Source organism: Herbiconiux sp. J20-20 (genome assembly GCF_057365085.1).
In genome coordinates, this window is the sequence record NZ_CP195122.1 from 2,447,321 (window position 1) to 2,462,752 (window position 15,432).

The 15,432-nt window shown below is 70.1% G+C and carries 15 protein-coding genes; 14 read left to right on the plus strand and 1 reads right to left on the minus strand.

All coding sequences use genetic code 11. The annotated features are described in order from the left end of the window. Window positions 1-37 precede the first annotated feature (37 nt). The 14 genes from pyrG to ACR3ZA_RS11905 all read left to right on the plus strand — a co-directional run bounded on the left by pyrG (window position 38) and on the right by ACR3ZA_RS11905 (window position 12,949). Window positions 38-1,759 (plus strand): CTP synthase, encoded by a 1,722-nt coding sequence (pyrG, locus tag ACR3ZA_RS11840; protein WP_473662247.1) that lies wholly within the window; start codon window positions 38-40, stop codon window positions 1,757-1,759. Then, complete coding sequence (locus ACR3ZA_RS11845) at window positions 1,760-2,350, plus strand: NUDIX domain-containing protein (protein WP_473662146.1); 591 nt, start codon at window positions 1,760-1,762, stop codon at window positions 2,348-2,350. Next, entirely contained in the window at window positions 2,331-3,263 is a 933-nt protein-coding gene (locus tag ACR3ZA_RS11850) for a tyrosine recombinase (protein ID WP_473662147.1), read from the plus strand. The genes ACR3ZA_RS11845 and ACR3ZA_RS11850 overlap by 20 nt, the downstream gene beginning before the upstream one ends. Before the next feature lie 84 nt (window positions 3,264-3,347). After that, window positions 3,348-4,247 carry an AAA family ATPase gene (locus ACR3ZA_RS11855; RefSeq protein ID WP_473662148.1) on the plus strand — a complete coding sequence of 300 codons (900 nt, stop codon included), beginning with the start codon at window positions 3,348-3,350 and terminating at the stop codon, window positions 4,245-4,247. Then, window positions 4,231-5,079, plus strand: coding sequence for a segregation/condensation protein A (locus ACR3ZA_RS11860; RefSeq protein ID WP_473662149.1), 849 nt, complete (start codon window positions 4,231-4,233; stop codon window positions 5,077-5,079). Before ACR3ZA_RS11855 ends, ACR3ZA_RS11860 begins: the two co-directional genes overlap by 17 nt. Then, window positions 5,069-5,647: an SMC-Scp complex subunit ScpB gene (scpB, locus tag ACR3ZA_RS11865; protein WP_473662150.1), complete on the plus strand. Its 579-nt coding sequence runs from the start codon at window positions 5,069-5,071 to the stop codon at window positions 5,645-5,647. The genes ACR3ZA_RS11860 and scpB overlap by 11 nt, the downstream gene beginning before the upstream one ends. After that, complete coding sequence (locus tag ACR3ZA_RS11870) at window positions 5,644-6,453, plus strand: pseudouridine synthase (RefSeq protein ID WP_473662151.1); 810 nt, start codon at window positions 5,644-5,646, stop codon at window positions 6,451-6,453. Before scpB ends, ACR3ZA_RS11870 begins: the two co-directional genes overlap by 4 nt. After that, window positions 6,450-7,541 (plus strand): prephenate dehydrogenase, encoded by a 1,092-nt coding sequence (locus ACR3ZA_RS11875; protein ID WP_473662152.1) that lies wholly within the window; start codon window positions 6,450-6,452, stop codon window positions 7,539-7,541. The genes ACR3ZA_RS11870 and ACR3ZA_RS11875 overlap by 4 nt, the downstream gene beginning before the upstream one ends. Further along, complete coding sequence (gene cmk / locus ACR3ZA_RS11880) at window positions 7,538-8,224, plus strand: (d)CMP kinase (RefSeq protein WP_473555357.1); 687 nt, start codon at window positions 7,538-7,540, stop codon at window positions 8,222-8,224. The genes ACR3ZA_RS11875 and cmk overlap by 4 nt, the downstream gene beginning before the upstream one ends. Window positions 8,225-8,230: 6 nt before the next feature. Further along, a complete protein-coding gene (der, locus tag ACR3ZA_RS11885; protein ID WP_473662153.1) occupies window positions 8,231-9,793 on the plus strand; it encodes a ribosome biogenesis GTPase Der in 1,563 nt (520 codons plus the stop codon). A gap of 169 nt (window positions 9,794-9,962) precedes the next feature. Further along, the gene (locus ACR3ZA_RS11890) at window positions 9,963-10,451 is read left to right on the plus strand and encodes an aromatic ring-opening dioxygenase LigA (protein WP_473555367.1); all 489 of its coding nucleotides are present in this window, start codon (window positions 9,963-9,965) and stop codon (window positions 10,449-10,451) included. 48 nt (window positions 10,452-10,499) lie between these two features. After that, window positions 10,500-11,780 (plus strand): SufS family cysteine desulfurase, encoded by a 1,281-nt coding sequence (locus tag ACR3ZA_RS11895; RefSeq protein ID WP_473662154.1) that lies wholly within the window; start codon window positions 10,500-10,502, stop codon window positions 11,778-11,780. Next, on the plus strand, window positions 11,777-12,262 hold the full coding sequence (sufU, locus tag ACR3ZA_RS11900; RefSeq protein ID WP_473662155.1) for a Fe-S cluster assembly sulfur transfer protein SufU: 486 nt from the start codon (window positions 11,777-11,779) through the stop codon (window positions 12,260-12,262). Before ACR3ZA_RS11895 ends, sufU begins: the two co-directional genes overlap by 4 nt. Window positions 12,263-12,265: 3 nt before the next feature. Further along, window positions 12,266-12,949, plus strand: coding sequence for an NUDIX domain-containing protein (locus ACR3ZA_RS11905; protein ID WP_473662156.1), 684 nt, complete (start codon window positions 12,266-12,268; stop codon window positions 12,947-12,949). A gap of 185 nt (window positions 12,950-13,134) precedes the next feature. On the opposite strand, the gene ACR3ZA_RS11910 is transcribed toward ACR3ZA_RS11905, so the two are convergent. After that, window positions 13,135-15,408, minus strand: coding sequence for an ATP-binding cassette domain-containing protein (locus tag ACR3ZA_RS11910; RefSeq protein WP_473662157.1), 2,274 nt, complete (start codon window positions 15,406-15,408; stop codon window positions 13,135-13,137). Window positions 15,409-15,432: the final 24 nt, after the last annotated feature.

The following is a 15,432-nucleotide window of genomic DNA, read 5'->3' on the forward strand; positions in this document are numbered from 1 at the left end:
ACGGTTTTGTGAGATACGCTGAAACCCCGTGGCGGACATCTCGGGAAGCGTAGTTACCAAGCACATCTTCGTGACCGGAGGTGTCGTCTCCTCCCTCGGGAAGGGCCTGACCGCCGCGAGTCTCGGAAACCTTCTCACCGCGCGCGGTCTGCGCGTCGTGATGCAGAAGCTGGATCCGTATCTGAACGTCGATCCCGGAACGATGAACCCGTTCCAGCACGGCGAGGTGTTCGTCACCGACGACGGCGCCGAGACCGACCTCGACATCGGGCACTACGAGCGCTTCCTCGACATCAACCTCGACCAGGCCGCCAACGTCACGACCGGGCAGATCTACTCGAACGTGATCGCCAAGGAGCGCCGCGGCGAGTACCTCGGCGACACCGTGCAGGTCATCCCGCACATCACCGACGAGATCAAGCGCCGGATGCGCCTGCAGGCGCAGGGCCCGTTCGACGACGAGAACCCGCAGCCCGACGTCATCATCACCGAGATCGGCGGCACCGTCGGCGACATCGAGTCGCAGCCGTTCATCGAGTCGGCCCGCCAGGTGCGCCACGAGCTCGGCCGTCGCAACGTGTTCTTCGTGCACGTCTCGCTCGTGCCGTTCATGGGCGCCTCGGGCGAGCAGAAGACGAAGCCCACCCAGCACTCGGTGGCGACGCTGCGCTCGATCGGCATCCAGCCGGATGCCCTGGTGCTGCGCAGCGACCGCGTCGTCTCGGAGGCCAACAAGCGCAAGATCGCGCTCATGTGCGACGTCGCCGAGGAGGCCGTCGTCAACGCGGTCGATGTGCCGTCGATCTACGACATTCCCACGGTGCTGCACGAGCAGGGTCTCGACTCGTACATCATGAACGAGCTCGACCTCGAGGCGGGCCCCGTCGTCTGGGACGGCTGGCGCACGGTGCTGAAGGCCGTGCACGAGCCCAAGCACGAGGTCACCATCGGTCTCGTCGGCAAGTACATCGACCTGCCCGACGCCTACCTCTCGGTCACCGAGGCGCTGCGTGCCGGCGGCTTCGCGCACGAGAGCAAGGTCAAGCTGCGCTGGATCCCCTCGGACGAGTGCGAGACGCACGACGGCGCCGCGAAGGCCCTCGGCGACCTCGACGGCATCTGCGTGCCCGGCGGCTTCGGCATCCGCGGCATCGAGGGCAAGCTCGGCGCGCTGAAGTTCGCGCGCGAGAACGGCATCCCGACGCTGGGGCTGTGCCTCGGCCTGCAGTGCATGGTGATCGAGTACGCCCGCGACGTCGTCGGGCTGGCGGGCGCCTCGAGCTCGGAGTTCGACCCCGACACCGAGTTCCCGGTGATCGCGACGATGGCCGAGCAGGTCGACATCCTCGCCGGCGGCGACCTCGGCGGCACGATGCGCCTGGGCCTCTACGAGGCGGCGCTTGCGCCCGGCTCGATCGTCGAGGAGCTGTACGGCTCGCCGGTCGCCCACGAGCGCCACCGTCACCGCTACGAGGTCAACAACCACTTCACCGAGCGGATCGCCGCCGCCGGGCTGCGCTTCTCGGGCACCAACCCGGAGCACGGTCTGGTCGAGTTCGTCGAGCTGCCGCGCGAGGTGCACCCGTTCTACGTGGGCACGCAGGCGCACCCGGAGCTGCGCTCGCGCCCGAACCGCGCGCACCCGCTGTTCCGTGGTCTGATCGGCGCCGCGATCGAGCGCCAGAAGGCGTCGCGCCTGTTCGAGGTTCCCGAGAACGACGAGGCCGACGAGGCACGCGGCGAGCGGGTCGAGGCCTAGGTGACCGTGGACCGCGCGCGCTTCGAGTCCGGTCCCGTCGTCGACGTCTCTGACCCCGCCGAGGTGGTGGAGTCGACCACCGTCTTCGACGGCCACATCTGGGATGTGCGTCGCGAGTCGTTCCGCTTCGGCGAGGCCGAGCTGACTCGCGACTTCATTGATCACCCGGGTGCCGTCGCGGTGCTCGCGATCGACGACGAGGATCGCGTGCTGCTGATCAACCAGTATCGGCATCCGGTGCGCGAGCGCGAGTGGGAGCTGCCCGCGGGGCTGCTCGATGTGGTCGGCGAGCCGCCGCTCGAGGCCGCCCAGCGCGAGCTCGCGGAGGAGGCCGACCTGCAGGCCGCCGAGTGGAGCGAGCTCGTCACCTTCCACACCAGCCCCGGCGGCAGCAACGAGATCCTGCACGTCTTCGAGGCGCGCGGCCTGAGCGATTCGCCCGAGCCGTTCGCCCGCATGGACGAGGAGGCCGAGCTGGTGCCGCGTTGGATCCCGTTCGCCGAGCTCGTGTCGGCCGTGCTCGAGGGGCGAGTGCGCAACTCGATCCTGATCGTCGCGGTGCTGACCGCCCATGCCCGCCGCACCGTCTGACGCGCGCGCGCAACTGGAGCGCTTCCTGCGCCACCTGGCGATCGAGCGCGGACGCTCGGCGCACACGGTCGCGGCCTATCGGCGTGACTTGGAGGCGCTGCTGGCCGACCTCGCCGAGGCGGAGGGCGCCGTCCCGGTCTCGACGCTGACGCCCGAGACACTGGCCGCGCACACGACCGCGCTGCGCGAGCGCGCCGAGCCGGTCGCCGCGGCGACGCTGGCGCGCAAGGTCTCGGCGATCCGCGGGTTCACCGGCTTCCTGCTCGAGGAGGGGGTGCTCGAGGCCGACCCGGCCGCGAAGCTGGTCGCGCCCAAGCTGCCGATGCGTCTGCCGAAGGCGCTCACCCTCGACCAGGTCGAGAAGCTGCTGGCCGCCTGCGCGGGCGAGGAGCTGAGCCGGGTGCGGGATGCCGCGCTGCTCGAACTGCTCTACGCGACAGGCGCGCGCGTCTCGGAGGTGGTGGCCTTGAACGTCGACGATCTGGTGGGCGAGGAGGGCACCGCCGAGCACGTGCGGGTGCTCGGCAAGGGCGGCAAGCAGCGCATCGTGCCGGTGGGCAGCTTCGCGCGCGCGGCGCTCGACACCTACCTCGTGCGGGTGCGCCCCGAGCTCTCGAAACGCGGTCGCGCGACGCCCGCGCTGTTCCTGGGGATGCGCGGCGCAAGGCTGTCGCGCCAGAGCGCGTGGCTGGTCATCCGGGCCGCCGCCGAACGGGCCGAACTCGGCGTCGAGGTGTCGCCGCACAGCCTGCGGCACTCCTTCGCCACGCACCTGCTGGAGGGCGGCGCCGACGTGCGCGTCGTGCAGGAGCTGCTCGGTCACGCGAGCGTCGCGACGACCCAGATCTACACGCGGGTGACGGCGGATGCGCTGCGCGAGGTGTATCTGACCTCGCATCCGCGCGCCCGTTAACCTTCAACCTCTGCTTCAGGTGAACCGCGCGCAACGGGCGCGTGGCAACCGGGAGGCGGGGGACACCGACTTAGACTCGACACCATGCCAGCGCCACGCGAGGATGTCACCGAATTGCCGGGCTTCTCCGGCGATCTCGGCAACGCCACGCTCGGCCCCACGGGTCGACCGGTGACGGATTTCAAGGTCCCGAAGAAGCTGCCCTCGCACGGCCCGGCGCGGATCATCGCGCTGTGCAACCAGAAGGGCGGCGTCGGCAAGACCACGACGACGATCAACCTGGGCGCCGCGCTCGCCGAATACGGCCGCCGCGTGCTCGCGATCGACTTCGACCCGCAGGGCGCCCTGAGCGCGGGCCTCGGCGTGCCGACCCACGACGTGACGACGATCTACGATCTGCTGCTCGGCCGCTCGAAAGACACCAAGGCCGCGATCATCGAGACGTCGACGCCAGATCTGCACGTGATCCCGGCGAACATCGACCTCTCGGCCGCGGAGGTGCACCTCGTCAACGAGGTGGCGCGCGAGCAGATCCTGGCTCGGGTGCTGCGTCAGGTGGCCGACGACTACGACGTCATCCTGATCGACTGCCAGCCCTCGCTCGGCCTGCTCACCGTGAACGCGCTCACCGCCGCGCACGGCGTGCTGATCCCGCTGGAGTGCGAGTACTTCGCGCTGCGCGGCGTGGCGCTGCTGATCGAGACCATCGACAAGATCCGCGACCGTCTGAACCCGGCGATCCGCCTCGACGGCATCGTGGCGACGATGTACGACCCGCGCACGCTGCACAGCCGGGAGGTGCTGGAGCGCGTGGTCGAGACCTTCGGCGACGCCGCCCTGGAGACCGTGATCGGCCGCACGGTGAAGTTCCCGGATGCGACGGTCGCCGCCGAGCCGATCACCAGCTTCGCCCCGACGCATGCGGCCTCGGACGCCTACCGTCAGCTCGCGAGAGAACTGGTTGCGCGTGGCGCCGTCGCCTGAGGCGATGCCGACCACGGAACTGCTGTCGCCCGCGGGTGAAGGCGCCGAGTCCAACGGCTTCCGTCTGACGCTGTCGAACTTCGACGGCCCCTTCGACCTGCTCGTGCAGCTGATCAGCAAGCACGAGCTCGACATCACCGAGATCGCGCTGAGCGCGGTGACCGACGAGTTCCTCTCCTACCTGCGCGCGCTCGACTCGGAGGATGATCTCGATCAGGCGAGCGAGTTCCTGGTGGTGGCGGCGACCCTGCTCGATCTGAAGATCGCGGGGCTGCTGCCGCAGGGCGAGCTCGTCGACGCCGAGGATGTGGCGCTGCTGGAGGCGCGCGACCTGCTGTTCGCCCGGCTGCTGCAGTACCGGGCCTTCAAGGAGGCGGCCGCGTGGTTCGGCCAGCATCTCGACGCCGAGTCGACCCGGCACGTGCGCAACGTGCGCCTCGAGGACCGGTTCCGACGGCAGACGCCGGAGCTGGTGTGGAACCTCACGGCCGACGACTTCGCGGCCCTCGCGCTGCTGGCGTTCACCCCGCGCGAGATCCCGGTGGTCGGGCTCGACCACCTGCACGCGCCGCTGATCAGCATCCGCGAGCAGGCCGCGCACGTCGTGGCGATGCTGCGGCAGGGGGAGCCACTGAGCTTCCGCCAGCTGGTCGCGGGCGCCGAGCTGAAGGGCGTCGTGGTGGCGCGCTTCCTCGCTGTGCTCGAGCTGTACCGCCACGCCGCGATCTCTTTCGAACAACTCGAACCGCTGGGCGAGCTGACGCTGCGCTGGACAGCGCAGCACTGGTCGGATGACCAGCTCGCCCACCTGGGAGCCGACTATGACAACTGATCCGAACCTCGACCTCGACCGCCGCCTCGAGGCGATCCTCATGGTGGTGGACGAGCCGCAGCCGGTGATCGCGCTCGCGACGGCGCTCGGCGCGCCCGTGCCCGCCGTCCGGCAGACGATCGAGCGGCTCGTCGCCGACTTCGACGGCACGGCCCCCGGCTCGGTGCGACGCGGCTTCGAGCTGCGCGAGGTGGGCGGCGGCTGGCGCATCTACGTGCGCGCCGAGCACGACGAGGTGGTGCGCGACTTCGTGCTTACCCAGAGCCCCACCAAGCTGTCGCAGGCAGCGCTCGAGACGCTCGCGGTGATCGCCTACAAGCAGCCGATCTCGCGCGGATCGATCGCCTCGATCCGCGCCGTCAACGTCGACTCGGTGGTGCGCACGCTGCTCGGCCGCGGGCTCATCACCGAGGCGTTCACCGACTCCGAGACCGGCGCGATCCACTACGAGACGACGCCGCTGCTGCTCACCCAGCTCGGCATCAACTCGATCGAGGAGCTGCCCGCGATCTCGCCGCTGCTGCCGGACGGCGCCGACGGCTTCGAGGATGCGGCGGCCCTGCGATGAGCGGCGACAGCACCGACGCCAGCACCGACGCCAGCGCCGAGGGGGAGCGCCTGCAGAAGGTGCTCGCCGCCGCCGGGGTCGCCTCGCGCCGGGTGAGCGAGCAGTACATCGTCGCCGGCCGGGTGTCGGTGAACGGCCGGGTGGTCACCGAGCTGGGGCGCCGCGTCGACCCGCTCGTCGACGAGGTCGCGGTGGACGGCACGGCGGTGCAGCTGGACAGCTCGCGCCGCTACCTCATCCTCAACAAGCCGACCGGCGTCGTCAGCACCATGAACGACGAGCACGGTCGACCGGACCTCCGGCAGTTCCTGCCGGACGACGGCGAACGGCTGTTCAACGTGGGCCGGCTCGACGCCGACACGAGCGGCCTGCTGGTGCTCACCAATGACGGGGCGATCGCGCACGTGCTCGCGCATCCGTCGTTCGGGGTGACGAAGACCTACATCGCGACCGTGCGCGGCGAGGTGACGCCCGCCACGATGCGCACGCTCGAGAAGGGCATCGAGCTCGACGACGGCCCGATCCAGGCCGATCGCGCCCGCATCGTGGGCGAGGCCTCCCGCGGCAAGACGATCGTCGAGATCACGCTGCACTCGGGACGCAACCGCATCGTGCGCCGCATGCTCGCCGCCGTCGGGCACCCCGTGCTGGAGCTGGTGCGACGCCAGTTCGGGCCGCTGCACCTCGGCACGCTGCCGATGGGGCGCACCCGCGAGATCACTAGGGTGGAACTCGGCGAACTGCTGACGATCGCGCGGAAGAGCGACGTCGGCACCGAGCGCCCGAGTGAGGATTCCGGAGAATGAGCGACCGTCGCGTGACCGATCAGGTCCGCATCGTCGGCAGCGGGCTGCTGGGCGCGAGCATCGGTCTCGCGCTGGGCGCGAAGGGCGTCGACGTGATCGTCGACGACGCCTCGCCGGCCGCGCGCCGCCTCGCGATCGACTACGGCGCGGGCCGGGCCCCGGCCGAGGGCGATGCGCCGGGCGTGATCGTCGTCGCCGTGCCGCCGGATGTGACCGCCGAAGTGGTGGCGGCCGAGCTGGCGCGCTTCCCCGACGCGCTCGTCACCGACGTCGCGAGCGTCAAGCTGGCTCCGCTCGCTGAACTGCGCGAGCGCGGCGCCGACCTCTCGCGCTACCTCGGCTCGCACCCGATGGCCGGGCGGGAGCGCGGCGGCACGATCTCGGCGCGCGCCGACCTGTTCGAGGGGCGACCCTGGATCCTCGCCGGGCACGACGGCATCAGCTACGGCCGCGCCCGTCCGCTCGAAGACCTCGTGCTCGATCTCGGGGCCGTGCTCATCGAGATGGACGCCGTCGAGCACGACCGGGCGGTCGCCCTCGTCTCGCACGCCCCGCAGCTGGTCGCCTCGATGCTCGCGGCGCGGCTCGACGCCGGCACCGATCCTGCCCTGCGGCTCGCCGGGCAGGGGGTGCGCGACACGACGCGCATCGCCGCGAGCGACCCGGCGCTGTGGGTGCAGATCCTCGGCGCGAACGCGGCCGCTGTCGCCGACGTGCTGCGGCCGCTGCGCGACGACCTCGACGCGGTGCTGTCGGCGCTGGAGGCGCCGGAGGCATCCGGATCGCGTCGCACGATCGCCGAGGTGATGGCCGCCGGCAACGCGGGCGTCGCCCGACTGCCCGGCAAGCACGGCCAGGCGAAGCGCTTCGCGACGCTCGTGGTCAAGATCGACGACAAGCCGGGCGAGCTGGCGCGTCTGCTCACCGAGATCGGCGAAGAGGGCGTCAACATGGAGGACCTGCGCCTGGAGCACTCGCCGGGCGCTCAGCTGGGCTTTGCCGAGATCTCGGTGGTTCCGGAGTCGGCACACGCACTCGCCGCCGCGCTGGAGAAGCGCGGCTGGGCACTGGGAGAAGAAGACCGATGAGCACCCCGATCGTCGTCGCCGTGGATGGGCCGGCCGGCAGCGGCAAGTCGAGCGTGAGCCGTGCGGCCGCCACGCGCCTCGGCTACGCCTTCCTCGACACCGGGGCCGCCTACCGCGCCCTCACCTGGCTCGCGCTCGAGCGCGGCATCGACCTCGACGACTCCGGCGCGATCGTCGCCGAGCTGGCCGACTTCCCGTACCGCACCGAGGCGCGGCCCGAGGGCTCGCACGTGCGGGTCGGCGACGTCGACGTGACGATCGCGATCCGCGAGCCGCGGATCAGCGCCGTCGTCAGCCAGATCGCCCGGGTTCCGGAGGTGCGCGAGGCGCTCACCGAGGCGTTCCGGCGCATCATCGCCGAGACCCGTGCGCCCGGCATCGTGGTCGAAGGCCGCGACATCACCACGGTGGTCGCACCGGATGCTCAGGTGCGAATCCTCTTAACTGCCGATGAGACGGTTAGAATTGCGCGACGGTCCGCTGAACTCGCCTCCGCCGACGCCGATACGGCCCGGCAGCTGCGCGAGCGGGACCGCAAAGACGCCCAGGTGGTCGATTTTCTGACCGCCGCCGAGGGCGTGACCACGATCGATTCGACGGAACTCGACTTCGAGCAGACCGTCGACGCGGTGATCGAGCATGTGCGGCGAACCGCCGAGGCCAGCACCGCCCACCAGAACTGAGGAACCATGACCGAGCGTGACCCGGAGCTCGCGTCGTCGACGCCCCCCGAGGCTGACAGCGAATTCGACGAGCTCGGAAACGAGGAGGGCGCCGTCGAGGCGCTCGCCGAACGACTCGCCGACCTGGACGACGAGGCGGCGGAGAATCGCGCCGCGAGCCTGCGTGCGGGTCTGTCGGACTACGACCTCGACGACGAGGACCTGGAGCTGCTGGATGCGGCCTCCGCCGGTCCCGACGGCATCACCTACCTGCCGGCGCTTCCCGTGCTCGCGATCGTGGGCCGCCCGAACGTCGGCAAGAGCGCGCTCGTCAACCGCATCCTGGGCCGCCGCGAAGCGGTCGTCGAGGATGTGCCCGGCGTCACTCGCGACCGCGTCAGCTACAAGGCCGAGTGGCTGGGCCGTCGTTTCACCCTCGTCGACACCGGCGGCTGGGAGCCCGACGCGCAGGGCATCAACGCCTCCGTCGCGGCGCAGGCCGAGGTCGCCGTCGACCTGGCGGATGCCGTGCTGTTCGTCGTCGACATCAACGTCGGCGCCACGGCGACCGACGAGCACGTCGTGCGCATGCTGCGCGCCTCGCACAAGCCGGTGATCCTGGTCGCCAACAAGTCGGACGACACCGTCAAGGACCCGCTCGCCGCGGAGCTGTGGAGCCTCGGGCTCGGCGAGCCGTGGCCGCTGTCGGCGCTGCACGGCCGCGGCGTGGCCGACCTGCTCGACCACGTCATGGAGGTGCTGCCGGAGGTCTCCACGGTCGCCAAGCAGGAGATCGGCGGCCCGCGCCGGGTCGCGATCCTGGGGCGCCCGAACGTCGGCAAGTCGAGCCTGCTCAACAAGGCCGCCGGTGAAGAGCGCGTCGTCGTCAACGAGATGGCGGGCACCACCCGCGACCCGGTCGACGAGCAGGTCGAGCTCGGCGGTCGCATCTGGACCTTCGTCGACACCGCCGGCATCCGCAAGCGGGTGCACCTGCAGCAGGGCGCCGACTTCTACGCGAGCCTGCGCACCAGTGCCGCGCTCGAGAAGGCCGAGGTCGCCGTTGTCGTGCTCGACGTCACCCAGCCGATCTCGGTGCAGGACATGCGCATCATCGACTTGGTGCTCGAGTCGGGCCGCGCCCTCGTCGTCGCCTACAACAAGTGGGACCTGCTGGACGACGAGCGTCGCCGCTACTTGGAGCGTGAGATCGAGCAGGATCTCGCCCACATCACCTGGGCGCCGCGCGTCAACATCTCCGCCCGCACCGGCCGTCACCTGGAGAAGCTGGTGCCCGCGCTCGAGCTCGCGCTCGACAGCTGGGACACCCGCATTCCGACCGGCAAGCTGAACGCGCTGATCGCGGAGCTGACGGCGGAGCACCCGCACCCGGTTCGCGGCGGAAAGCAGCCGCGCATCCTGTTCGGCACCCAGGTGTCGACGCGCCCGCCGACCTTCGTGCTGTTCACGACCGGATTCCTCGATCCCGGCTACCGCCGCTTCATCACGCGCCGCCTGCGCGAGATCTACGGCTTCGAGGGCACCCCGATCAACGTCAACATGCGCGTTCGAGAAAAGAGGAAGCGCTAGCTTCCAGCGGAGTCCATTTCTGGGCTCCGCCTCGAACGCGCCGAGCCCCGTCTCGGGGCTCGGGCAGGGAGAAGCGCAAGCGCACGTAGGACCTTCGGCCCTGGGAAGGTGAGCAGGTCTCCGAGAAGCTGAGTCACATCAACCGATTCAGCATCATCAAGGGGACACCATGACTTCCACCACCACGCCCGCCGAGACCACCGGATCTGACCGCGTCGTCGTCGAGTTCACTCGCGGCACCGCCCGCTTCGTTCGACTGTTCGGAGTGCTCGCGCTCATCGCCGGCATCGGCATGGTGCTCGCCGGAGGTGTCGTCTGGGGCATGGTGAGCAGCGAGCTCGCCGCCGAGAAGATCGTCGTCTCGGAGGACTCGGCGCTGCTTCCGGGTGCCGCCGTCACGGGACCGCTCACCGCCTACGCCGAGGCCGAGGTCATCAGCCACCACGCTCTCGAGGCCAGCGGTGGTCTCACCTACGCCGAGCTGGACCGTGAGGACCCGGTGCGCACCACCATGATGAACGCCTCGTTCCTGCGCGCCTCGCTCTTCACCTCCGTCGTCTCGTTCGGCGTCGCCGCCTTCGCGATGGGCATGGGACTGTTCGTGGCCGCGACCGGCTGGGTGCTGACGCGGATCGCGCCCAAGCAGGCGGCAAGCTAAGAACCACCACACGGCGCGGGTCGCGCCTCCCGAGTAGGCTCGGGAGGCGTGACCCGCTCCGTTTTCAACCCGGTCGCGGCGCGCGCCGACTTTCCGATTCTCGACCGCACCGTGAACGGCAAGCCGCTCAACTACCTCGACGCCGCGGCGACGAGTCAGAAGCCGCGCGTCGTGCTCGACGCCGAGCGCCGCTACTACGAGACGGCGAACGCGGCCGTCAACCGAGGTGCCCACACGCTCGCCGGTGAAGCCACCGATCTGTTCGAGGATGCCCGCGCCCGCGTGGCCGGCTTCCTCGGCGCGGGGGAGCGCGAACTGGTGTGGACGGCGAACGCGACCGAGGCGATCAACCTGGTCGCCTACGCCATCGGCAACGCCACGCTGGGGCGCGGGGGAGCCGCGGCCGAGCGCTTCCGGCTGGCCGAGGGCGACGAGATCGTCGTCACCGAGGCCGAGCACCACGCGAACCTGATCCCGTGGCAGGAGCTCGCCGCGCGCACCGGCGCGGTGCTGCGCCCGATCCGGGTGCACGACGACGGGCGAATCGACCTCGACCACGCCGCCGAGGTGATCGGGGCGCGCACCCGCCTCGTGGCCTTCGCGCATGTCTCGAACGTGCTCGGCATCGTCAACCCGGTCGAGCACCTCACGCGCCTGGCGCACGACGCGGGCGCCCTCGTGGTGCTCGACGCCTGCCAGTCGGCGCCCAACCTGCCCGTCGACCTGCGCGCGCTCGACGTCGACTTCGCCGCCGTCTCGGGCCACAAGATGCTCGCCCCGACCGGCATCGGCGCCCTCTACGGCAAGGCGGACCTGCTGGATGCGCTGCCGCCGTTTCTGACCGGCGGCTCGATGATCACCCGCGTCACCCTCGAATCGGCCGAGTACCTGCCGGCGCCGCAGCGCTTCGAGCCGGGCACCCAGCGCATCGCGCAGGCGATCGGCTGGGCGGCGGCGTGCGACTGGATGGAGGCGCACGGGCGCGCCGAGATCGCCGAATGGGAACGCGGGCTCGGACAGCGGATGCTGCTGGGGCTCGCGCAGATCCCGGGCATCCGCGTTCTCGGCGTCGGTGACGGCACCGTGGAGCGGGTCGGTCTCGCGGCCTTCGACGTCGAGGGGGTGCACGCGCACGATTCGGGGCAGTTCCTCGACGACCGCGGCATCGCCGTGCGGGTCGGCCACCATTGCGCGCAGCCGCTGCACCGCCGTTTCGGGCTGACCGCGACCACGCGAGCGAGCGTGTCGCCCTTCACCACCGCCGCCGAGATCGACGAGCTGCTCGAGGCGGTGGCGGGCATCCGACCGTTCTTTGGAGTGAGCGCATGAGCGGGCTTGAGGCGCTGTACCAGCAGCTGATTCTGGACCACTCGAAGACCCCGCACGGGCAGGGCTTCGTGGCCGTGAAGGCGCCCGGCGAGGGCGAGTCGCACCAGTACAACCCGGTGTGCGGCGACGAGGTGACCGTGCGCGTCACCCTCGACGAGGCGGGCACCCACCTGACCGGCCTGCGCTGGGAGGGGCACGGCTGCACCATCTCGCAGGCCTCCGCCTCGATGTTCGCGGCCCTGATCGACGAGGATGCGCCCGTCGAGCTCGGCGCGCTGCAGGCCCGGATCGACAGATTCCGTGAGGTGCTGCGCTCGCGCGGCACGCTCGCACTCGACGAGGAGGAGTTCGGCGACGTCGCCGCGCTCTCCGGCGTCTCGAAGTACTCGCAGCGGGTGAAGTGCGCGATGCTCGCCTGGGTGGCGACCGAGGCGGCGGTGGCCGAGGCCTCCGGCACGGCGACCGCGCACGAATCGCACTGAGCCATGTCTCGGTCGTCGGCCCCGACCCCGGCGTCGGCGCGCGCGCAGCTCGAGCAGCTGGTGGCCTCGGCGCCGGAGTGGTCGATCGACGGCCGCTTCCAGTTCCCGGATCCGGATCGTGCCCGCCGCGCCGCGGTGCTGATCCTGTTCGGCGTGCTCGACGCGACGCCCGCGACCGCCGCCGACGGGGTCGCGCCGGAGCTCGACGTGCTGCTGCAGCGACGCGCCGACCGGATGCGTCACCACGCCGGGCAGGTCGCCTTTCCGGGCGGCGGCATCGATCCCGGCGATGCGAGCCCCGCGGCGGCGGCGCTGCGCGAGGCCGTGGAGGAGACGGGGCTCGACCCGACCGGTGTCGACGTGCTGGGGGAGCTGCCGGAGGTGCCGCTCGTGGTGAGCAACAACCTGGTGACCCCGGTGCTCGGCTGGTGGTCGACCCCGTCGCGCATCGCGGCGGCGGATCGGCGCGAGACGGTGGACGTGTTCCGGGTGCCGGTCGCCGACCTGCTGGCGCCCGAGAACCGCGCGAGCGTCGTCTCGATTCGCGGCCAGCGGCGGCCGCCGAGCCCCGCCTTCACGGTCGGCGAGGTGTTCGTGTGGGGGTTCACCGCGATCGTGCTCGACCGCCTCTTCGACGAGCTCGGCTGGACCCACCCCTGGGACCGAACCCGCGCCCTAGAAATCTGACCCCAGCGGGTTGAGTAGCCGCGAAGCGGCGTATCGAAACCGCAAGGCTCTGCGGGTTGAGTAGCCGCGAAGCGGCGTATCGAAACCGCAAGGCTCTGCGGGTTGAGTAGCCGCGAAGCGGCGTATCGAAACCGCAAGGTCCTGCGGGTTGAGTAGCCGCGAAGCGGCGTATCGAAACCCCGGACCTAACCCCCGACATACTCCTTCAAGTGTCGCCCGGTGAGCGTCGACGCGTCGGCAACGAGCTCGGCGGGCGTTCCCTCGAACACGATCTGCCCGCCGTCGTTTCCCGCCCCGGGCCCAAGATCGATGATCCAGTCGGCGTGCGCCATGACGGCCTGATGGTGTTCGATGACGATGACGGACTTGCCGGAGTCGACAAGCCGGTCGAGCAGTGCCAGCAGATTGTCGACATCCGCGAGGTGCAGACCCGTCGTCGGCTCGTCGAGAACGTACGTGCCGCCCTTCTCGGCCATGTGGATGGCGAGCTTCAGGCGCTGGCGTTCGCCGCCCGAGAGCGTCGTAAGCGGCTGGCCGAGAGCCACATACCCCAGGCCGACGTCGGACATCCGGGTCAGAATCGCGGCCGCCGCGGGCACCTTCGACTCGGGTTCGGCGAAGTACTCGCGCGCTTGATCGACCGGCATCTCAAGCACCTCGGCGATGTTGGCGCGGCCGAGGCGGTACTCCAGCACCGACGCCTGGAATCGGCGCCCGGCACACTCCTCGCAGACGCTGGCGACGCCGGCCATCATGGCGAGGTCGGTGTAGATCACGCCCGCGCCCTTGCAGTTGGGGCAGGCGCCCTCCGAGTTCGCGCTGAAGAGCGCGGGCTTGACGCCATTCGCTTTCGCGAACGCCGTCCGCACCGGGTCGAGCAGACCCGTGTACGTTGCCGGATTGCTGCGCCGCGACCCCCGGATCGCGGACTGATCGACGACCACGACGTCGGCGCTTGCCGGAATGGAGTCCTGAATAAGCGAGCTCTTGCCCGAGCCAGCCACCCCGGTGACGACCGTCAGGATGCCGAGCGGCACGTCGACATCGACGTTCTTCAGATTGTGTCGGCGCGCGCCGCGAATCTCGAGCACACCCGTCCGCGCGCGCACCTGATCCTTGACTCGTACCCGGTCTTCCAGATGGCGACCGGTCAGGGTGGCGCTCGCGCGGAGCCCGGCGACGTCGCCCGCGAACTGCAGCTCTCCGCCGTGCGTTCCGGCGCCCGGGCCGAGGTCGACGACGAAGTCGGCGATCTGAATCGTCTCCGGCTTGTGCTCGACGACGAGGACGGTGTTGCCCTTGTCGCGAAGCCTCTCGAGGAGGGTGTTCATGCGCGCGATGTCGTGCGGATGAAGCCCGACGGTCGGTTCGTCGAACACGTACGTGACGTCGGTGAGGGCCGATCCGAGGTGTCGGATCATCTTGGTGCGCTGCGCTTCACCGCCCGACAATGTTCCGGTGGGGCGGTCCAGCGTCAGGTACCCGAGACCGATCTCGACGAATGAGTCGAGGGTCTGCTGCAGTGTCGCGAGCAGGGGGGCAACCTGCGGGTCGTCGAGCTGGCTCACCCAGGTGGCGAGGTCGGAGATCTGCATGCTGCAGGCGTCGGCGATGTTGATGTTCAGGATGCGGGAGGAGCGTGCGGCTTCGTTCAGGCGAGTGCCGTTGCACTCGGGGCAGGCGGTGAAGGTGACGGCCCGTTCGACGAACGCGCGGATGTGCGGTTGCAGCGCCTCCTTGTCTTTGGACAGGAACGACTTCTGCACGCGAGGCACGAGGCCTTCGTACGTCATGTTGATGCCCGCGATCTTGACTTTGGTCGCGTCTTTGTACAGAAAGACCTCGCGTTCGGCCGCGCTGTAGTCACGGATCGGCTTCGTCGGATCGAGGAGGCCTGATTCGGTGAAGATGCGCACCTGCCACCCGGTCGCGTTGTAGCCCGGAATCGTCAATGCACCATCGGCGAGGGACTTCTCGGCGTCGAAGAGCTGGGTGAGGTCGATCTCGGTGGTGGTGCCCATGCCTTCGCAGGTGGGGCAGGCCCCCGCGGGGTCGTTGAAGCCGTAGTGGAATGCGGGGCCCGCGCTCGGTTTACCCAGGCGGCTGAAGATCACGCGCAGCATCGCGTTCGCGTCGGTCGCGGTGCCGACGGTCGAGCGCGAGTTGGCGCCCATCCGCTCTTGGTCGACGATGATCGCGGTCGTGAGCCCTTCGAGGAGGTCGACGTCGGGGCGCGCCAGGCTCGGCATGAACCCTTGAACGAATGCGCTGTACGTCTCGTTGATCAACCGCTGGGATTCGGCGGCGATCGTGTCGAAGACGAGACTGGACTTGCCCGAGCCTGAGACGCCGGTGAAGACCGTGAGGGCGCGTTTGGGGATGTCGACGTCGATGTTCTTGAGGTTGTTTTCGCGAGCACCGCGCACGCGGATCGCGTCGTGAGGATCAGCACTGGCCACGCGGTCAGCCTAACGAGCGGCTGA